Origin of the sequence: Microbacterium canaveralium (genome assembly GCF_047238045.1) — a bacterium.
Lineage (GTDB): Bacteria > Actinomycetota > Actinomycetes > Actinomycetales > Microbacteriaceae > Microbacterium.
Genome location: NZ_JBDFMA010000003.1, coordinates 1,241,073 through 1,259,373, shown reverse-complemented (window position 1 = coordinate 1,259,373; position 18,301 = coordinate 1,241,073). Strand labels below are relative to the sequence as shown.

Genomic DNA, 18,301 nt, shown 5'->3' with positions numbered 1-18,301 from the left:
GGCATCGCCCTGCGCGGTCCGTGCAACGTCGTGGACCGCATCGCCAAGGGCGCGCGCTTCCACGACTGAGCCACCCGCTAGCCTGTGGCTGTGGGATTCTCGCCGTGGGGGCTCGCCATCGCCGTGGCCGTCTTGGCCCCGAGCCTTCTGCTCCTCGTGCTCCCGCCGCGGCCTCCGCTGCCCTCCGTGCGCGTCTCGCCCGTGCTGCCGGTGCTCGAACGCGGCGGACAGGCGGCGTGCCTCGTGATCCCCGTCATCGTGCTGCCCGCGCCGCTGACGTGGGCGTGGGCCGTGCCGATGGCCGTGTTCCTCGCCGCTTACCTGGGGCTGTGGGGCCGTTACGTGCGACGGCGGGATCCGGGAACGCTCTACCGCCGATGGGGCCCGGTGCCCGTGCCGATGGCGGTGCTGCCGGTCGCGGTCTTCGCGACCGCGGGCGCCTGGCTCGGCGTGATCTGGCTCGTCCTCGCCGCGGGAGTGCTGGCCGCGGGTCACATCCCCACGTCGCTGGCTGTCGCCCGGGCGCTCCGCACTGACACCTGACCCCCGCACCGCGCGGGGCCATGGAGGTGCAGCGGACCCCGGAACCGCTTCGTCTGCGGTTCGTTCCTGCTGGCGTGGATGACCGTCGGCGCCGGGGGGAGCATCGTTCCCGTGTTGATCTGGCACGCCGGCGTCGACCTGCTCACCGCGGCCGATCAGTCCGCCGGCGTCATCGCCTCCACCGTGAGCGGAATCGTGATGACGCAGGGGGTGCTGTACGCGTGGCTGCTCTGGCGCAGACGCACGGTCGCCCGCACGCCCACGCTCGTCGCCGCGTGAGCGCGACGGGAGGCGAGGGATGCCACTCCCCCGCCTCCCGTGTCGGTCAACGGTCAGACCAGCCCCGAGTGCGCTCCCGGGGCGACATCGACACGGAAGAGGCCCTCGGCATCCACGCGGACGCGGACCGCGTCGACGGCGGCGATGTCGGCCTCGGGGAACGACCGGGCCGGACGGTGCCGTTCCGCCGCCAGCGTCGGCGCGGTGTACCCGGTCTCCCAGCGGCGGATCTGCTCCCACTGCGCGTCGATCGCCGCCTCGGCGACCTCGCGTCCGGGCTTGCCGTGCAGAGCGAGATTCAGCCACCCGAACGCACCGCGGTAGTGGCCCACGACGCCGGCCCCCTCGGGACGCTCCCCGAGGGCGCCACCCAGCTGACGCAGTTCCGAGATGAGCACCGCGGAGTCGGCGGTCGCGCGCAGGAAGTCGGCGACGACCCCGTGCGCCTGACCCGCGTCGGTCGACTCCGCCGCCCCCACGAGGGCGTGGGCCGAGGAGTGCGCCGGCGCGAACGGGGCATCCATGTGGGTGTGCGCGACCTCGGCCGGGTCGGCGACGCGCCAGGTGTCCAGGCGCGGGGCCGCGGCCGACCGGAGACGAGCCAGCAGCGTGCCCGCCGCATCGCGCGCGGTGACGTCGCCGTTCACCGCGGTGCCGTCGACGACGAGCACCGGCCGACGCGAGAGGGGGAACGGCATCCCGGGCAGCGGAGGAATACTGAGCACACGAAGCGAGGTCGTGATCGCCGACGGCGCTTCGGCCGACCAGTGTGCCCACTCGTGGGCGACCGCCTCGGCGTCGGAGAGTTCCCAGACCGTCGTGCCGGTCACGATCTCGCCGGGCGCAAAGGCACGCACCGTGACCGCGGTGATGACCCCGAAGCCGCCGCCCCCGCCGCGCAGCGCCCAGAAGAGCTGAGGATCGTTCTCGCGGTCGACACGGCGGTGCTCGCCGTCGGCGGTCACGATCTCGATCGACTCGATCGCGTTCGCGGCCACGCCGGTGTGCCGCCCGTAGGCCGACAGCCCGCCCCGAGAGAGGTAGCCCACGACGCCGACGAGGGCGGAAGACCCGTGGGGCACCGTGAGTCCGTGCGCCGCCACGAGGGGGACGACCTCTCCCCACGCGCGCCCTGCCGGAATGCGCACGGTGCGGCGAATGGCATCCACCGTGATGGGCTCGTCGATCGCCACCTTCAGCAGGGCGCTGCCGCTCAGGTCGGCCAGACCCGCGGCGGCGTGTCCCGTGCTGTGCATCGCCACGCCGAGGCCGCGCGCGCGAGCAGTGTCGATCGCCTCGCGCACCTCCTCGACCGAGCGGACGGTGGTGGCCGCCGCCGGACGCAGGGCCACCGTCGCATCGAACACCGCGGATGCCGCGTGGTAGGCGCGCCCGCTCGAGGTCAGCGGCGCCGACGCGAGGGAGCGGCGGCCCGCGGCGCGTCCGATTCCCGCGGATGCCGCCAGCACCGCCAGCACCACGACGAGAGCGAACACTCCCCCGCTGCGCCACGCGAAGCTCGCGACGAGGGCAGCCAGCACGAGCGCGGCCACGGGGTGCTCCGACAGGCGCGGCAGAGCCGGCAGCAGGAACACGGGTGTGCGCGGCCCCGACACGGTGTCGATGCTGATCGCGGCGACCGCGGCGGCGGCGAGAAGGACGACGGTGGCGACCAGGACGGGCACGGCGACGACGGAGGCCGCCGCGAGGATCGCCAGCGCAGACGCGGCAGCCGCGAACGTCGGGAGTCCCGCGTCTGCGATCCATCCGGTCGCGGCCATGACGGCGATGACCGCCCCGATGCCGAGCAGGAGCCCGGCGAGGAAGGGAATTGCCGCGGCGTGGGCGAGGGTGGCCGCACCGAGAAGGACGAGTCCGACGAGCACGAACCGACGGCGCCCCCGGCGGGCCGAGACGTTCGCGCCCTGGACGAGGGCGAGGGCGCTCCCGAGCGCGGCGCCGACCGCGTCGGCGACTGCGGGGCCCGCCGAGGGAGCGGCGGCTACGGAGCCGACCGCGACGCCGATCGCGCCGATCGTGAGGAGTGACGCGGCGACGCTCGAGACGCGCGCGGCGCGCCCCAGAGTCGGCGCGCTCGGCACAGCCGCAACCGCTTCGGCAGCACGCGAGGGGGCCGCAGCAGAGAGGGACATCGTTCTTCTTCCTTTCCGTCGATGACAGGGTCGACAGAAAGGATGCGGGGTTCCACCCATCGATGTACAACGACTAATTTCGTTCGCAGCGATCGATGTTTCCGATGGGAGGAACCGTGGACCCTCGCATGCTGATGGCCTTCATCGCCGTCGCCGAGGAGGGCGGATTCACCCGGGCAGCGGAACGCCTGCACCTCGTGCAGTCATCGGTGTCGGCGTCGGTGAAGGCCCTCGAGAGTTCGACGGGCCTGCAGCTCCTCCACCGTGGCACCCGCGCCGTCACGCTCACCCCCGAGGGCCGGTCGTTCCTTCCCGCGGCGCGGGCTGCCGTGGCGGCGCTCGAAGAGGCGAAGGACTCCGCCGCGGCCCTCGCGGGCGGCGGGATCGGCGGCCACGTCGCCGTCGGCGTCCTCGCCACCCCCGACATCGTCTCGATCGCCACCGCCATCGCGACGCTTCACCAACGGCATCCGGATCTGCGCATCTCGGTGAAGTCCGCCCTCGGCGGGAGCGTAGCCCTGCAGAACGACATCCTCGCCAACGTGCTCGACGTGTGCTTCGTCGTGCTGCCGTTCGCGTACTCCCCCGAACTGACGGTCGAGCCCCTGCTGACCGGGAAGTTCGTCCTGGCCTGCGGAACATCCCACCCGTGGGCCGGACGCTCCTCGCCGGTCGAGCCCGAAGATCTGTCCGGAGCGGCCATGGTGGAGTTCCCCCGAGGATTCACGCTGCGCGAGTCGACCGACCGCGAGCTCATGGCGCGTGGTGTCGCCCGCCGCACGATCGTGGAGGTGCCGCACCTCGACCTCGTCAGCGGCTACGTCGCCGCGGGCGTGGGTGTCGGTTTCGTCACCGAAGCGGTCGCGCGCGACCACCCGGGTCTCGTCGCGCTGCCGACGCCCTGGATCGACATGCGGTGGACGGCGGCGGCCGCCTGGGCCAACACCCGCAGACTCTCGCGTGCCGCCGAGACCTTTCTCGAGACGGTCCGCGAGAACTGTCGGCGAGCAATCGAGCTCGACGAGACGCTGTACGCGCCGGATGCCGTCTGAAGTCAGCGCGACAGCGCGCTCCGACTCTCCTCCCGCGGACGGAGCACTTTCCGATAGGCACCGGCCGACGACATCGTCCGAGCGGTGATCGCGTCGTTCACGCTCGCCGCGACGACGGACCCCGGCTAGAACTGCCTTATGGAGTTCTCGGAGATCATCGAAGGCATCGGCAAGTCCCTGGATGCCGTGGGCGTCGCCGCGATCGTGATCGGGGTCGTCGCCGCGGTCGTGCTCGCTGTGCAACGGACCCTCAGACGCGAACCCGATGTCTACAGCCGCTTCCGCCGGTTCCTCGGGCGCTCCATCCTCCTCGGCCTGGAGCTGCTGGTCGCCGCCGACATCATCCGCACCGTCGCCGTCACCCCGACGCTCGCGAACGTCGGGTGCTGGCGGCGATCGTCCTCATCCGGACGTTCCTCAGCTGGTCGCTCGAGCTCGAGATCACCGGCCGCTGGCCCTGGCAGAAGGCGGCCGTCGCCGGACCGGCGCACAGCACCCCGGAGTAGCGTTGCCGGTGTGACGGCATCGCAGTGGCATCCCTCGGACGACGGCATCAATTTCCACACCCGCAAGTGGGTCAAGCCCGAGGACCTCAACGCGAACGGCACCCTCTTCGGGGGCAGTCTGCTGCGATGGATCGACGAGGAAGCAGCGATCTACGCGATCATCCAGCTCGGAAACTATCGCGTGGTCACCAAGCTCATCTCGGAGATCAACTTCGAGGCATCCGCCCTTCAGGGAGACCTGATCGAGATGGGGCTGACCGCGACGCGCTTCGGACGGACCTCGCTCGAAATGCGCGCGATCGTGCGGAACATGATCACGCGCAAACGGATCCTCACGATCGAGCGGATCGTCTTCGTCAGCGTCGACGAGGACGGCAAGCCGAAGCCCCACGGGTACACCGACATCACGTACGACCGCGACCGGATGCCGCACGAGCACCCCGCGACCGGGAGCATCCGGATCGAGTAGTCCGCCGGCCGCCGTCGCGGTGTGCGGCTGTGATTCACTGAGCCCGTGAGCACGGAGCTTTTGGCTGGTTGGAGCGTCTCGCCGTTCTCGTACGACGGCATCACCCATGACGTGTACCGTTCCGGAGAGGGTCCCGGAGTCATCCTCGTTCCCGAGATCCCCGGTGCGACACCCGAGGTGATCGCACTCGGCGAGCGACTGGTCGCCGCGGGCTTCCATGTCGCTCTCCCCTCGATCATCGGAACGCCGGGGCGACCCGCGAGCGGTGGATACATCGCCGGTTCGGCGCTGCGCATGTGCGTGTCGCGCGAGTTCGCGGCATTCGCCCGCCGCGCCGACCGCCCGATCGCCGGATTCCTTCGTGCCCTCGCCCGCGACGTGCACGCTGACCGTGGCGGGCCCGGCGTCGGCGTCATCGGAATGTGCTTCTCCGGCGGGTTCGCGTTGGCGACGGCCGCCGATGACAGCGTGCTCGCGCCCGTCGTCTCCCAGCCCGCGCTGCCGCCGGCGATCGGGGCCGGGCGCTCCGCCACCGGCCTCAGCCCCGCCGAAGAGTCGGCGGTCCTCCGCCGCGCCGGTGACGGTCTGTGCGCGCTCGGCTTGCGATTCACGCACGACCGGAGCGTGCCGGAGGAGCGTTTCGCGGCGTTCGAGCGGCTGCTCGGCGAGGGATGGCGGGCGTTCGAGATCGACTCGTCTCCGGGCAACCCCGAGGGCATACCGGCGAACGCGCACTCCGTCCTCACGGATGCCTCGGCCACGACGCCGGGTCACCCGACCCATCGCGCGAACGAACGGGTCGTCGAGTTTCTCCGCGAGCGGCTGATGAGCTGAAGTCCTGTGGGTCGTCGCTGCGGAGGCGTAACATTTCGTCACACGAGCGCTCCTCCGCGCCGACCGATCCCTTCACCGCGAGACACGGGAGATGCAGATGGACACCACGATGATGATGAAGTCCATGCCGATGGGCGAGATGACCATGGACATGGATGCCATGCAGGAATGCCTGCAGTCCCTCAACGCCTGCGCGATGGCGGCCGCGATGTGCGCCGGCAGCGACATGATGCAGGGCGCCGAGACGGCGAAGTGCTGCGCCATGTGCTCGAACATGGTCGAGATGGCTCAGGCCACGATGCACATGATGATGCGTCCCGCGGGCATGGACATGGACGTGATGAAGGCCATGATGATGGCCTGCATGACCATGGGAAAGGCGTGCGCCGAGGAGTGCCGCATGCACGCCGACATGGACGAGATGTGCCGCTACTGCGCCATGGCGTGCGACGACATGGTCATGAAGTGCGAGGCCATGATGGCCTCGATGTCCGCCTGAGGCGTCTCCGCGACGGCGCTTACGCGACGCGCGCGGTCGTGAGGACGGCCGACGCGCTCAGGAGTTCTGCGACCGGGTGGTAGGCAACCGGCTCGTTGGGCGTGAAGTCCACGACCGGGCCGACCACGCGCAGTCGCATCGTCGCACCGGTGAACAGCGCCACGGTGACCTCGCCGCCGTCGACCTCCACGAGGATGCCATCCCACCACGCGGACGAGTTGGCTGCCGCCATGCAGCGCTGGATCGGGTGGACTGTCGACGAGATCGTGCGGGACATGGCTTCACCTGCCTTCGGGGTTGCGGTGAAACGAAACTACGGGATGCCTCGAGAGCAGGCGCGGGGCGGCGTAGCGCGGCGTAACACCGGGACCACCCGATCAATCCACGACTGCGATACTCGCTTCCTCGACTCAGCCTCGCTCGGGCGTGATCGCCAGCCGCGTCACCCACGGGTCAGCGAGACGCAGGGTGCGACCGTCGTCGGCCGCGGCGATACCGTGGTCGCGCAGACGCTCCCCGAACGCCTCCACGTCGTCGCGCACGGGCACGAGGATGCGCACGTCGCCGAGCCCGAGGGTCGCAGCCCGAGGGCCCGCGCCGGCGCTGTGCCACGTGTTCATGCCGAGGTGGTGGTGGTATCCGCCCGCGGAGAGGAACAGGGCCGAGCCCAGGTCCGCGGTCACGTCGAACCCGAGGATGCCCTGGTAGAAGCGGCGAGCGGTGGGGATGTCGCCGACCTGGAGGTGGACGTGCCCGATGGCGGCCGTGGCATCCGTCCCGTTTTCCACGATCTCCGGGTCGTACCAGCGCTGGAGGAACTGGTTCGGGTCGAGGACCTCTGACCCCATCTGTACCGTGCCGTCGGGGTGGATCGTCCACTGGTCGCGGGGCCGGTCGCGGTAGAGCTCGAGGCCGTTGCCCTCGGGGTCGCGGAAGTAGAACGCCTCACTGACGAGATGGTCGGCGGATCCTTCGTACAGCCGCCCGGCGTGCTGGGCCATGGATGCCAGCGCGGCGGCGAGCCGGGCCTGATCCTGGAACACGATCGCGGTGTGGTAGAGCCCGGCACCGCGGCTGTCGCGACCGGGGAGGTCCTTCTCCTGGCGGAGCACGATCGACGCGACGCCTCCCCGCCCGAGCGTCGCGGTGGGGCCGGCCTGGTCGAGGACGTCGAGAGTCACCGCGCGTCGGTAGAACTCGGTCATCGCGTCGAGGTCGTTCACGAGCAGCTCGACGGTGTCCATGCGAGTGCCGTCCGGCGCGGCCCCCGCGGTGGGTACGGCGGGTGCCGTCCATGCGAGCGCTGCCGCGTCCCTTGCCGGTACGTGATCCACGATGAGCTCCTTCTGTCTCGTGCGACGCGACAACCGATTCATTAGTTGTCGCTACAACCAACCTAGGATGGTCGGGTGGTATTCCAGGCACCCCGCATGAACGCGCAAGAGTCGGCCGCGTGGGTCGGAGTGGTCACGGTGAGCCAGCTCCTCCCCGCCGCACTCGACGCGCAGTTGCAACGCGACTCGCGAATGACGCACTTCGAGTTCTCCGTGCTGACCGCGCTGCGGTTCGCCCCCGAGAGCACCCTTCGGATGACCGCGCTCGCCGAGGCGACGGCATCCACCCTGCCCCGTCTCTCGCACGTCTGCTCCCGGTTGCAGAAGCGCGGCCTCGTCGACCGCTCGCCCGGCGTGGAAGACCGGCGCGCGACCAACGTCCAGCTCACCGGTGAGGGCCGTCGAGCGCTCATCCACGCCACCCCCGGGCACATCGAGACAGCGCGGCGTCTCGTCGTCGACGCGCTCAGCCCGGCGCAGCTCGACGCGCTCGCCGAGATCACCGCGATCATCCGCGAGCGACTCGGCCACTCCCCCGGAGACGACCAGTCGCAGCCGGGGGCGCCGACCTGGACACGGACTCCGCCGATACCGGCGCCGCCGTTCAGGACCGAGCCCGTGCCGCGAAAAGGCTGAGCCGGTTCCAATAGAGCTCCGTGAGCGCCTGACGGTTACGGCCGCTCGACGCCTCGCGGCTGGGGTCGACGATCCGGTCGGACTCGAGGTATGAGCCCGACGGCACCGCCGCGGTGGCCGCGTGGAGCACACGAGCGGCACCGTGCGCCGGCGATCCCCCGATGCGGCCCATCATGGCGGCGCTCAGGGGTGTGTCATTGAGCCCCGGGCAGAGCGCCACGGCGGTCGTCGTGGTCGCCGCCTCTTCCTCGGCCAGCAGCGACGACCACGTCACCATCGCGAGCTTTGCCCTCGCGTACGCGGCCACCGGCGAGTAGTCCGCGCGCAAGTCGATGTCATCGAAGTGGAACCGCTCGACGCGGTGCGCCGACGACCCGACGTTGACGATGCGGGCGCCCGGGGCCAGCGCGGGCACGAGCAGGCGAGTGAGGAGCGCGGGCGCGAGGGCGTTCACCTGCAGCGTGCGTTCGAAGCCGTCGGGGGTGACGATCCGCTCGGGGGCGCCCGGCACCCCGGCATTGTTGATGAGCAGGTGGATGCCGTTCGGCGCGAGGTCGTGGATCTCCCGCGCCGCCCGGGCGACGGCATCCAGACGAGTGAAGTCGGCCTCGACGTAGTGGACGCGCGCCTCGCCGAGGACACGAAGATCGGCGAGCAGCCGGGCGACCTCGGCGGTCGGCTCGGGTCCGTGGATCACGAGGGTGTCCGCGCGGGTCGCCAGGAGCCGTGCCGTGGCCTCACCGATGCCGCTCGTGGCACCGGTGAGGACCGCGGTGCCGAACCGACGGTCGGCCGCGTTCACAATGCGTACCCACCCGCGACCTGGATGTCCTGTCCGGTGATCCACGCCGCCTGCGGTGACACGAGGAAGGCGATCACTCGGCCGATGTCATCCGGCTCCCCAAGACGACCCAGTGCCGTTTCGCGGCGATGGCCGGGATGATCTCGGGGTACATCTCGAAGGCGTCACCGCCGATGCGCGTCCGGGTCGGTCCGGGAGCGATGGTGTTCACACGGACGCCGCGGTCGCCGAGCTCGCGGGCGAGGTAGCGCGAGGCCGTGACGAGCCCGGCCTTCATTCCCGCGTATCCGGAGTAGCCGACCTCCGTCTCGCCGGGTCGCACCGAGCTGCTGGAGACGCTGAGGATCGCGCCGCCGTCGGAAAGGAGCGGGAGAAGTGCCTGGGTGAGGAAGTAGGGCCCGCGAAGCAGCACGCGGAAGTATTCGTCGAACGCCTCCTCGCTCATGTCCTCGAAAGCGCGGCCTCCACCGAATCCGCCGTTGTTGACGACCGCGTCGATGTGGTCCGTTTCCCATACGGACCGCAGGACGGCCCGTACCTCGTCGCGGAACGCGGGGAAGCTCCCGGTGTCTCCCACGTCCAGGCGGAGCGCGTGAGCTTTCCCGCCCTCGCCCTCGATGAGCTGCACGGTCTCCGCGGCGCCCTCGGGGCGGGAGTGGTAGGTGACGATGACCCCGGATCCGCTGCGCGCGATCTCCACGGCGGCGCTTCGGCCGATGCCTGCGCTGGCGCCTGTCACGACGGCAACGGAGGGACTGTTGTTCTGCTCGCTTGTCATGCTTCGACTGAACCGTCCCGGCCACCCCGGGCGTGAGGGCGATTCCGCCGGATCGTTGCCTGATCCTGCACATCTCGCCACGATCCGGCGCCTCGCGTGCTTGGATCGAGCCATGTCGATGCGCGAACTCCGCGCTCTCATCGAGCGTCATGCCGGCGAGGGTGTCACCACCACACGGATCCCCGGAGTGGTGGTGGCGCGGGTGGACGCGGCCGGCCCGCAGGAGGAATCCACGAGCGGAACCATCCTCGCCGTCGTGGCGCAGGGGGCGAAGCGTCTGTCGGTCGGCAGCGCCGTCCACGACTACGGTCCGGGCAACTACCTCGTGGCATCCGTCGATCTGCCCGTGTCGGGACAGTTCTTGGATGCCGCGCCGGAGCATCCGGCCCTGGGCTTCGGTCTCGAGCTCCGGCCCGAGGTCGTGGCGGAGCTCATGCTGAATCCCGCCGCCTCGGCCTTCTCCCGCCCGACACGCGGCGAGACATCGCCGCCCGCGGTCGCCGTCGGCACCGCCGATGAGCGGCTTCTCGACGCGACCGTGCGCATGCTCCGCCTGCTCGACACACCGCAGGACATCCCGGCGCTCGCCCCGCTCATCGAGCGCGAGATCCTGTGGCTCATCATGTCCGGGGAGAACGGCGCGACCGTCCGGCAGCTCGGCCTCGCCGACAGCAGCCTCAGCCGCGTGCGCCACGTCGTCGGGTGGATGCGCGAGAGGTACGCCGAACCGATGCGCGTGGACGACCTCGCCCACCGAGCGCGTATGAGTCCGTCGGCGTTCCATCGCGCGTTCCACGCGGTCACCGCGATGAGCCCGATCCAGTACCAGAAGAACGTCCGGCTGCAGGAGGCGCGACTCCGCCTGCTCGCCAATCCCGCCGACATCGCCGGGACCGCCTACGCGGTCGGCTACGAGAGCCCCTCGCAGTTCAGCCGCGAGTACCGTCGCCAGTTCGGTGCTCCGCCCAGCCGCGACATCGCCCAACTCCGGCGGTCCGTAGGACCCTCCCGCCACGGCTCGTTCGTCATCTGACGACGCCGGATGTCGACCAGGCCGGGAGGATCAGGCAAGAGGAGAGTGGCAATCCTCTAGGGGGTCGACGCCCCCGGGTGGCTGGATGGAAGGCATGACGAACACCCTTCCTCAGTACGGATTCTCCGCCACCCTGACCGCGCTTCCCGGGCGGGGGGACGAGCTCGTGCAGCTCGCCCTCTCCGGTCTCGACGAGGGCAATCCCGCCTCCAGCAAGTTCTGCCTGGTGTACCTCGTGAGCCGCTCCGCGGCCGACCCCGATGTCATCCACCTCACCGAGGGATGGACGACAGAAGAAGACCATCATCGACTGTTCGCGACGGAGCCGGCGCAAGCCCTCGTCGCGCACTTCTCAACCCTGCTCGCCGGCGACTCCGTGTACGGCGACTTCATCCCCGTCGGCGGAAAGGCGCTCCTCGCATGAACCGCCCGCCCCTCGACCCCGAGCTCGCCGGCCTGCTGGCGGACCTGCCCGAACTCCCCCCGCTCGACGCCGAGACGCTCCCCCTCATGCGGCCGTATGCGACCGCACCGGTCGAGCCGCTGCTCGCGGAACGCGACGTCATCCGGCGCGAGGAGGTCATTCCCGGTCCGGATGCCCAACCCCTCCCCGTGACCGTCATCTCGCCGCGGGACGCGGGAGCACCGGCACCGGCCGTGCTGTGGCTGCACGGCGGCGGCATGGTGATGGGCGACCGGTACTCGCAGCTGGACATCCCGCTCGAGTGGCTCGACGCGCTCGGCGCCGTGGTCGTCTCGGTCGACTACCGGCTGGCGCCCGAATCCGGCGGGACCGCCCTTGTCGAGGACGGATACGCGGCCCTCCGGTGGACGGTCGAGAATGCCGACGACCTGGGCATCGATCCGACCCGCATCATCGTCGCCGGAACGAGCGCGGGCGGCGGCGTCGCGGCCGGCGTCACGCTGCTCGCCCGAGACCGCGGCTTCCCCTCCATCGCCGCGCAAGCACTCATCTGCCCGATGCTCGACCACCGCAACGACACAGTCTCCGCGCGGCAGTTCATCGCGCCCGCGGTCTGGTCGCGCGAAGCCAACGCGTTCGCCTGGGATGCGCTCCTCCATGGCAGCGCGGACATCTCCCCGTACGCGTCGCCCTCCCTCACGTCCGACTTGTCCGCCCTCCCGCCGACCTACATCGACGCGGGATCCGCGGAAGTGTTCCGAGATGAGGACGTCGACTACGCAGAGCGCATCTGGGCTGCCGGCGGCACCTGCGAATTGCACGTGTGGTCCGGCGGGTTCCACGGCTTCGACGCCCTCTCCCCCGGCGCGGTCCTCAGCCGCCAGGCGCGCGCGACCCGCACCGCGTGGCTCGCACGAACGATGTCGCCGGCTGCGCGGTGAGGGAGGATCGGGGCGCGACGGCCCCGCTCCTCAGGCCAGCACCAGATCGATGTTCTCGTGGTCGGCGAACACCTGTCGCACCAGATCGAAGTACGTCTCGCCGACGCCGGCGTCGAGCGCGTCGATCGCGCGCTGCGCCGGCGCCGACGCGTACACATCGGGGCGGGCGAGCTTGGCGCGGTAGTACTCGCGGGTCGTCTCGACGCCGAGCGCTGCACGTGACACGGCGTGATCGGCCCACACCACCCGCACGGGTTCGGCACCCTCGAGCACCCCGAACCCGCCGTACAGCACGTCGTCGAGCGCATCCAGACTCTCGCCGAGCGTCCACTCCTCATCGGGCATGAACACGCGGTTGAGCTCGCGGTACAGAGAAGGGATGCCGTGCACACGCGACCCCTCGATGCGGAGCGACCGCTTGCCGGCGTTCAGAACAGCTGCCGGAAGTTCGTCGCGGCGAGGTCGATGAGTTCGTCACCTCTCCCCGAGAGCACCGTGCGGATCGCGTACAGCGTGAATCCCTTGGCCTGCTCGAGCGTCACCGACGGGGGCATCGACAGTTCCTGGCGCGCGGTCTTCACCGAGACGAGAGCGGGTCCGTCGTGGGCCAGGGCCGCGCCCAGGGCCGCCTCGAGGTCGTCGGAATCGTCGACCCGGAAGCCCTTCAGCCCGATCGCCTCGGCGACGGCGGCGAAGTCGGGGTTCTTCAGGTCGGTGCCGAAGGTGACGAAGCCCGCGGCCTTCATCTCGAGCTCGACGAAGTTCAGCGACGAGTTGTCGAACACCACGACCTTCACCGGCAGCTCGTTCTGCACGATCGTGATGAGCTCGCCGAGCAGCATCGCCAGCCCTCCGTCGCCGGCCAGCGCGACGACCTGCCGGTCGGGGAACGCCTCCTGCGCGCCGATCGCGTGCGAGACGGCGTTGGCCATCGTGCCGTGCGAGAACGACCCGATCAGTCGGCGCTCCCGGGTCATCGTGAGATAGCGCGCGGCCCAGACGACCGGCGACCCGACGTCGGGGATGAAGACGGCATCGTCGGCGGCGAGCCGGTCGAGCGTCCGCGCCACGAACTGCGGGTGCAGCGGCTTGCCGCGCCCCGCGGGAACCGCGAGGTCGTCGAGCTTCGCGCGCGTCTTGCGGTAGTGCTCGCGCGCCTCGTCGGCGTGCCGCGTCGGCTTCCCTTCCGTGAGCAGCGGTAGCAGTGCCTGCAACGTGTCTCGGACCGTGCCGACCAGACCGATGTCGACCGGATGCCGTCGTCCGAGCTGCGCGCCCCGGATGTCGACCTGGATGTGGGTGGCGTGCTGCGGATAGAACTGCGGGTACGGGAAGTCGGTGCCGAGCATGAGCACCACGTCGGCGTCTTCCATGGCGCGGTAGCCCGACGAGAAACCGAGCAGTCCCGTCATCCCCACGTCGTAGGGGTTCTCCCACTCGATGTGCTCCTTGCCGCGCAGCGCGTGCACGACGGGTGCCTGGAGGCGCGCCGCCAGCTCGACGACCTCGTCGTGCGCGCCGGCCACGCCCGCCCCCGCGAGGATGGTGACCTTCTCGGCGGCGTTGAGGACGTCGGCCGTGCGTCGCAGCTCGTCATCGGAGGGAAGGATGCGAGGGGTCGCGCGCTCGATCGCGACGACGCGCTCGTTCTTCGCCTTGGCCAGGAGCACGTCGCCCGGGATGACCAGCACGGCGACGCCCCGCTTCTCGATCGCCTCGCGCATCGCGATCTCCAGCAGCCGCGGCATCTGCACCGGATCGGCGACGTACTCGACGTAGACCGAGCACTCGCGGAAGAGCTCCTGCGGATGCGTCTCCTGGAAGTAGTTCGTGCCGATCTCGGCCGTCGGGATGTGCGCCGCGATAGCCAGCACAGGCACTCGCGAGCGGTTGGCGTCGTAGAGACCGTTGATGAGGTGGAGGTTCCCGGGGCCGCAGCTGCCCGCGCAGACCGCCAACTCGCCGGTCAGCTCCGCCTCGGCCGCCGCGGCGAAAGCCGCCCCCTCCTCGTGCCGCACGTGCGCCCACTGGATCACGCCGTCTCGGCGGATGGCATCCGTGAAGCCGTTCAGCGAATCCCCGGGGAGACCGTAAACGCGAGCGACGTTCTGACGGCGAAGAAGGGCGACGATGTTCTCGGCGACGGTGGTCACGGGTGTTCCTTTCGGCGAGGGTGCGGAGGCGTTCGGTCGTGTCGGTGATGCCTCCCGCGACTCACGCTACGCCTGCCCCGCGGGCCGCGGGTTGGCCCTCCGGGGGCCATGGTCGGTCGATCACGGATGGGGGCGGAGCGTGGGACGCGACGACGCGGGGTCCCGTCTCCTGTCGTCATGCGTGGGAAACAACAAAGGAACGCATCGAGGCGAGGCGGTCGCAACGCGACAGATCTGCGTCCGTGACAGGTATCCATACGTGAACGCAGGGCTGACCGACCGCCCCCTCGCGGCAACGACGAAGGGCCCGCCATCAGGCGGACCCTTCGTCATTCTTGTCGGGATGACAGGATTTGAACCTGCGACCCCTTGACCCAGACAGACTCTGACATTGCGCCATCGTCCCACAGCGATTACCACGAGATCGGATATTGCTCGCTACCAGCAGGGCTTACCCACTCGCCCCCCGTCGTAAGCCACGGGCCCAGAGGATCAACCAGATCAGCGCATCTGCGCTTACAGGCTGCTGCCTGGAATTAGCCGCATGGTCTAGATGGGCGGCGCCCGGACCGGACCGTCTTCCCACAAGCCGCCGTCGGCTCGTCTTCTCAGTCCGCCAATGGAATGCCACGTACGGGATAGAGCTCGTGACCCATCCGATACTCGCCACGAGGAACCATCACGTCGACAGGACCATGACTCGGGACTGTGACGACTTCCCGAGCGTCGCCTGATGCGGCGAGGGTGCCGCGCAGCAGGTCGTCCATGTAGTACCGCTCCGGCCCAGCGACCTCCAATTCCCCTAACGGAGCCCGCGCAAGCGCCACCTCAGCCAAGAGAGACACGAGTTCGTCGAGAGCGACTGGTTGGATGAGCTCTCGTGGTGCTCGCACCTCACCGTCGACCGCGTGCTGGTCAGCGAGAACCGGGACGTACGCGTGGAATTGGGTTGACCGAACGATGGTGTACGGCAACGGCCCTTCCTTGACCGCCTTCTCCTGCGCAACCTTCCCGAAGTAGTAGCCGACGTCGGACGCATCGCCCTGACCGACCCCCACGATGGAGAGGAGGATGTGGTGCTCGACGCCCGCCCGTGCACCCTCCGCACTCAGGGTGCGGGTCGTGCCCTCGAAGAACGCCACAGCTGCATCCTTGTCGAAGCTTCTCGTGTTGAGAACGTTGATGATGGTGTGGACTCCCTCGAGCGCCTCCGGAACCCCGGTGCCCTCGAGGTAGTCCACTCCATCATCGAGCCCACCCGAGACGACCTCTACCCCGTTGGACTCGAGGAGGTCAGCGACCTTCGAGCCCACTCGTCCTCGTCCACCCGCGATCAGCACCTTCATGACTGTCCTTGCTCCTTCCGGACGGCAATCATCACCGTCAGCAGATTGACGATTCAGACGTCGAAGATGTGAGGACGGATGCTCCTGCCGACCTCACATCCGAGATATCTGCGTCGTCATCTCTGTGAAGGAACAGGAAGACGGATGAGGGGCGGATCGTGAAGGACATCGTGATCGTGGGTGGCGGGTACGCCGGTTTCTACACGGCGTGGAAGCTCGAGAAGAAGCTGGGGCGGGGCGAGGCGAGGGTCACCGTCATCGATCCTCGTCCGGCGATGACGTACCAGCCGTTCCTGCCGGAGGTCGCGGCCGGGTCGGTGGAGGCGCGGCACGTGGTGATCTCGTTCCGCCGTCATCTGCGGCGGACCCGCCTGATCGCCGGAGCCGTGACGCGCATCGATCACGCCGCCCGGCGGGTGACCGTGGCCGCTCAGGACGGTGAGCCCTTCGACGTGCCCTACGACATCGTGGTGGTGACCGCGGGCGCGGTCACGAGGACGTTCCCCATCCCCGGACTGCTGGAGGAGGCGATCGGGATGAAGCAGGTCGAGGAGGCCGTCGCGATCCGCGACCACATCCTCACCGCCTTCGACCGGGCCTCGGTGCTACCTCCTGGGCCCGAGCGGAGGAAGCTGCTCACGGTCACTTTCGTCGGAGGCGGCTTCTCCGGCGTCGAGGGTTTCGGGGAGACGCTGTCGCTCGCCCACGCTCTGCTGGCGTCCTACCCGGAGCTGAGCGAAGACGACGTCTCCTTCCACCTCATCGAGGCAACCCACCGCATCCTGCCCGAGGTGAGCGAAACCCCCGGGCGGTGGGTCGTCGATCACCTGCGCTCACGGGGCGGGCACGTCCACCTGGATGCTCAGCTGCTCTCGGCCGTGGACGGCCACGTCGTGCTCTCCTCCGGTGAGGAGTACGACTCGGGGCTGATCGTCTGGGTGGCGGGGAACGCGGCGAACCCGGTCGTGACGAGCCACACCGATCTGCCGCTGACCGCTCGCGGCTATGTGAGGGTGCGGGCCGACCTGCGGGTGGAGGGCGACGACGGCATCGTGCCGGACGCCTGGGCGGCCGGCGACGACGCCGCGGTGCCTGACCTAGCCTCCTCGAAGCCCGGAGCGCTGACCGTGCCGAATGCGCAGCACGCGGTGCGGCAGGGCAAGCGCCTGGCGAAGAACCTCGTCGCGGTGCTGCGGGGCGGCGAGCCCGAAAACTACGTGCACCACACCCTCGGTGTCGTCGCCACGCTGGGTCTCGGGCGGGGTATCTTCCAGTACAAGAGGATCGTGATCAGAGGATTCGCCGGGTGGGTGATGCATCGCGGCTACCACGTTCTCGCAGTGCCGACGTGGGAGCGCAAGATCCGGGTGCTGCTGATCTGGCTCGGCGCCCTCATCGGGGGTCGCGACATCGCCTCGCTTGGATCGATCACCGAACCGCGCCGGGCCTTCGTGAGCGGCGGCGTGCCGGACGCGCCGATCCGACGCGGCGAAAGCTCGTCCCCAGAGGCGACGTCGGGCAAGCTGAGATGGGTGGGGATGAGGTGAGGGGTGGGCGACAGCGTGCGTAACGACGGCCGCGTCGATGACGGGGTGCCTCCGACGGTTCTTGACGAACGGCGCCGCCTGCTCGCGATCGGGTATCGGATGCTCGGCACCCTCGCCGACGCCGAGGACGCCGTGCAGGAGACCTACGTGCGCTGGTACCGCATGACCGATGCCGAACGCGACGCCATCCGGAACCCGCAAGGCTGGCTGACCCGCGTGATGAGCCGCGTCTGCCTCGACGCCCTGGGCTCGGCCCGTGCCCGCCGTGAGCGGTATGTCGGCCCCTGGCTCCCCGAACCCGTGCCCGCCGACCTGTTCGCCGGAACCGCGATCACCGCGTCTGGGCCCGCCTCGGAGGATCCCCTCGACCGCGTCACCCTCGACGACGAAGTCAGCTCCGCGTTGCTGATCGTGATGGAGAGCATGACGCCGGCCGAGCGGGTCGCGTTCGTGCTACATGACGTGTTCGCGGTGCCCTTCGACGAGATCGCCACCATCGTCGGGCGCTCGCCCGCCGCGGTGCGCCAGCTCGCCACCTCGGCTCGACGGCGCGTCCGCGACCACAACGCCCACCCCGGCAGCACCCGCGAGCACGACGACGTCGCCCTCGCCTTCGCCGCCGCCTGCGCCAACGGCGACCTGGCGGGCCTGACGGCGCTGCTGGATCCGTCGGTCACTCTGCGCTCCGACGGCGGCGGCGTGGTGAGCGCCGCCCGCCGGCCCGTGCTCGGCGTCTCGAACGTGGCGAGGTTCCTGCTGGGACTGTTCCGCAAGAGTCCCACCCTCACGCTCGAGCAGCACCGCACCGGCGACGGCGTCGCCTTCACCGCCCTGGACGGCGGCGAGGTGCGCGCGGTGGTGAACGTCAACGTGCACGGCGGGCGCGTCATCGACGTCTGGCTGCAGGTCGACCCGCAGAAGCTCACCGCTTGGATCCCACCGCACTGACCTCACACTCGGCGGCCTTGCGTC

General features: G+C 69.9%; 21 protein-coding genes and 1 pseudogene. 13 read left to right on the top strand and 9 right to left on the bottom strand.

Annotated features, from left to right (window positions below):
• The first annotated feature begins 90 nt into the window (after nt 1–90).
• Together ABC271_RS06910 and ABC271_RS06905 are read left to right on the top strand one after the other, a co-directional pair.
• Nucleotides 91–543, top strand: a complete 453-nt coding sequence (locus ABC271_RS06910; RefSeq protein ID WP_412924154.1) for a hypothetical protein — start codon at nt 91–93, stop codon at nt 541–543.
• A 111-nt stretch (nt 544–654) separates the two neighbouring features.
• Nucleotides 655–822 (top strand): hypothetical protein, encoded by a 168-nt coding sequence (locus ABC271_RS06905; protein ID WP_412924153.1) that lies wholly within the window; start codon nt 655–657, stop codon nt 820–822.
• A gap of 53 nt (nt 823–875) precedes the next feature.
• Here ABC271_RS06905 and ABC271_RS06900 read toward each other — a convergent pair whose 3' ends face one another.
• Nucleotides 876–2,975 carry an FAD-binding oxidoreductase gene (locus ABC271_RS06900; protein ID WP_412924152.1) on the bottom strand — a complete coding sequence of 700 codons (2,100 nt, stop codon included), beginning with the start codon at nt 2,973–2,975 and terminating at the stop codon, nt 876–878.
• A gap of 128 nt (nt 2,976–3,103) precedes the next feature.
• Between ABC271_RS06900 and ABC271_RS06895 the strand changes: the two genes are divergently transcribed.
• From ABC271_RS06895 to ABC271_RS06875, 5 genes and pseudogenes are all read left to right on the top strand, one after another.
• On the top strand, nt 3,104–4,027 hold the full coding sequence (locus tag ABC271_RS06895; RefSeq protein ID WP_412924151.1) for a LysR family transcriptional regulator: 924 nt from the start codon (nt 3,104–3,106) through the stop codon (nt 4,025–4,027).
• 138 nt (nt 4,028–4,165) lie between these two features.
• A pseudogene (locus ABC271_RS06890) lies at nt 4,166–4,533 on the top strand (DUF1622 domain-containing protein).
• 10 nt (nt 4,534–4,543) lie between these two features.
• Nucleotides 4,544–5,002 (top strand): acyl-CoA thioesterase, encoded by a 459-nt coding sequence (locus tag ABC271_RS06885; RefSeq protein ID WP_412924150.1) that lies wholly within the window; start codon nt 4,544–4,546, stop codon nt 5,000–5,002.
• Between the two features lie 45 nt (nt 5,003–5,047).
• Nucleotides 5,048–5,836, top strand: coding sequence for a dienelactone hydrolase family protein (locus ABC271_RS06880; RefSeq protein ID WP_412924149.1), 789 nt, complete (start codon nt 5,048–5,050; stop codon nt 5,834–5,836).
• Between the two features lie 91 nt (nt 5,837–5,927).
• Nucleotides 5,928–6,335, top strand: coding sequence for a four-helix bundle copper-binding protein (locus ABC271_RS06875; protein WP_412924148.1), 408 nt, complete (start codon nt 5,928–5,930; stop codon nt 6,333–6,335).
• A 19-nt stretch (nt 6,336–6,354) separates the two neighbouring features.
• Here ABC271_RS06875 and ABC271_RS06870 read toward each other — a convergent pair whose 3' ends face one another.
• Together ABC271_RS06870 and ABC271_RS06865 are read right to left on the bottom strand one after the other, a co-directional pair.
• Entirely contained in the window at nt 6,355–6,612 is a 258-nt protein-coding gene (locus ABC271_RS06870; protein ID WP_412924147.1) for a nuclease, read from the bottom strand.
• A 133-nt stretch (nt 6,613–6,745) separates the two neighbouring features.
• Nucleotides 6,746–7,669: a VOC family protein gene (locus tag ABC271_RS06865; protein ID WP_412924146.1), complete on the bottom strand. Its 924-nt coding sequence runs from the start codon at nt 7,667–7,669 to the stop codon at nt 6,746–6,748.
• A gap of 75 nt (nt 7,670–7,744) precedes the next feature.
• Here ABC271_RS06865 and ABC271_RS06860 point away from each other — a divergent pair, with 75 nt between their 5' ends.
• Entirely contained in the window at nt 7,745–8,305 is a 561-nt protein-coding gene (locus tag ABC271_RS06860; RefSeq protein ID WP_412924145.1) for a MarR family winged helix-turn-helix transcriptional regulator, read from the top strand.
• Here the strand turns inward: ABC271_RS06860 and ABC271_RS06855 are convergent.
• From ABC271_RS06855 to ABC271_RS06845, 3 genes are read right to left on the bottom strand one after another with little or no spacing between them, the layout of a single operon-like run.
• Complete coding sequence (locus ABC271_RS06855; RefSeq protein WP_412924144.1) at nt 8,274–9,107, bottom strand: SDR family NAD(P)-dependent oxidoreductase; 834 nt, start codon at nt 9,105–9,107, stop codon at nt 8,274–8,276. The two genes, ABC271_RS06860 and ABC271_RS06855, sit on opposite strands and share 32 nt — an antisense overlap.
• Entirely contained in the window at nt 9,104–9,184 is an 81-nt protein-coding gene (locus ABC271_RS06850; protein WP_412926115.1) for a hypothetical protein, read from the bottom strand. Before ABC271_RS06850 ends, ABC271_RS06855 begins: the two co-directional genes overlap by 4 nt.
• On the bottom strand, nt 9,181–9,885 hold the full coding sequence (locus ABC271_RS06845) for an SDR family NAD(P)-dependent oxidoreductase (RefSeq protein WP_412924143.1): 705 nt from the start codon (nt 9,883–9,885) through the stop codon (nt 9,181–9,183). The genes ABC271_RS06850 and ABC271_RS06845 overlap by 4 nt, the downstream gene beginning before the upstream one ends.
• Before the next feature lie 112 nt (nt 9,886–9,997).
• Between ABC271_RS06845 and ABC271_RS06840 the strand changes: the two genes are divergently transcribed.
• From ABC271_RS06840 to ABC271_RS06830, 3 genes are all read left to right on the top strand, one after another.
• Entirely contained in the window at nt 9,998–10,918 is a 921-nt protein-coding gene (locus ABC271_RS06840) for an AraC family transcriptional regulator (RefSeq protein ID WP_412924142.1), read from the top strand.
• 94 nt (nt 10,919–11,012) lie between these two features.
• Nucleotides 11,013–11,342 carry a putative quinol monooxygenase gene (locus tag ABC271_RS06835; protein ID WP_412924141.1) on the top strand — a complete coding sequence of 110 codons (330 nt, stop codon included), beginning with the start codon at nt 11,013–11,015 and terminating at the stop codon, nt 11,340–11,342.
• Complete coding sequence (locus ABC271_RS06830; RefSeq protein ID WP_412924140.1) at nt 11,339–12,283, top strand: alpha/beta hydrolase; 945 nt, start codon at nt 11,339–11,341, stop codon at nt 12,281–12,283. Before ABC271_RS06835 ends, ABC271_RS06830 begins: the two co-directional genes overlap by 4 nt.
• 30 nt (nt 12,284–12,313) lie before the next feature.
• On the opposite strand, the gene ABC271_RS06825 is transcribed toward ABC271_RS06830, so the two are convergent.
• The 3 genes from ABC271_RS06825 to ABC271_RS06815 all read right to left on the bottom strand — a co-directional run bounded on the left by ABC271_RS06825 (nt 12,314) and on the right by ABC271_RS06815 (nt 15,749).
• Nucleotides 12,314–12,673: a barstar family protein gene (locus ABC271_RS06825; protein ID WP_412924139.1), complete on the bottom strand. Its 360-nt coding sequence runs from the start codon at nt 12,671–12,673 to the stop codon at nt 12,314–12,316.
• A 38-nt stretch (nt 12,674–12,711) separates the two neighbouring features.
• Nucleotides 12,712–14,436: a ubiquinone-dependent pyruvate dehydrogenase gene (gene poxB / locus ABC271_RS06820; RefSeq protein WP_412924138.1), complete on the bottom strand. Its 1,725-nt coding sequence runs from the start codon at nt 14,434–14,436 to the stop codon at nt 12,712–12,714.
• Nucleotides 14,437–15,044: 608 nt separating this feature from the next.
• Nucleotides 15,045–15,749, bottom strand: coding sequence for an SDR family oxidoreductase (locus ABC271_RS06815; RefSeq protein ID WP_412924137.1), 705 nt, complete (start codon nt 15,747–15,749; stop codon nt 15,045–15,047).
• 191 nt (nt 15,750–15,940) lie between these two features.
• Between ABC271_RS06815 and ABC271_RS06810 the strand changes: the two genes are divergently transcribed.
• Complete coding sequence (locus ABC271_RS06810) at nt 15,941–17,329, top strand: NAD(P)/FAD-dependent oxidoreductase (protein WP_412924136.1); 1,389 nt, start codon at nt 15,941–15,943, stop codon at nt 17,327–17,329.
• 3 nt (nt 17,330–17,332) lie between these two features.
• Nucleotides 17,333–18,277, top strand: a complete 945-nt coding sequence (gene sigJ / locus ABC271_RS06805) for an RNA polymerase sigma factor SigJ (RefSeq protein WP_412924135.1) — start codon at nt 17,333–17,335, stop codon at nt 18,275–18,277.
• The last annotated feature ends 24 nt before the right edge of the window (nt 18,278–18,301 follow it).

Coding starts and splice junctions, on each gene's coding strand:
- ABC271_RS06845 (WP_412924143.1), bottom strand. CDS start 9,885: ATGACAAGCGAGCAGAACAACAGTCCCTCCGTTGCCGTCGTGACAGGC.
- ABC271_RS06870 (WP_412924147.1), bottom strand. CDS start 6,612: ATGTCCCGCACGATCTCGTCGACAGTCCACCCGATCCAGCGCTGCATG.
- ABC271_RS06900 (WP_412924152.1), bottom strand. CDS start 2,975: ATGTCCCTCTCTGCTGCGGCCCCCTCGCGTGCTGCCGAAGCGGTTGCG.
- ABC271_RS06875 (WP_412924148.1), top strand. CDS start 5,928: ATGCAGATGGACACCACGATGATGATGAAGTCCATGCCGATGGGCGAG.
- ABC271_RS06895 (WP_412924151.1), top strand. CDS start 3,104: ATGCTGATGGCCTTCATCGCCGTCGCCGAGGAGGGCGGATTCACCCGG.
- ABC271_RS06835 (WP_412924141.1), top strand. CDS start 11,013: ATGACGAACACCCTTCCTCAGTACGGATTCTCCGCCACCCTGACCGCG.
- ABC271_RS06830 (WP_412924140.1), top strand. CDS start 11,339: ATGAACCGCCCGCCCCTCGACCCCGAGCTCGCCGGCCTGCTGGCGGAC.
- ABC271_RS06840 (WP_412924142.1), top strand. CDS start 9,998: ATGTCGATGCGCGAACTCCGCGCTCTCATCGAGCGTCATGCCGGCGAG.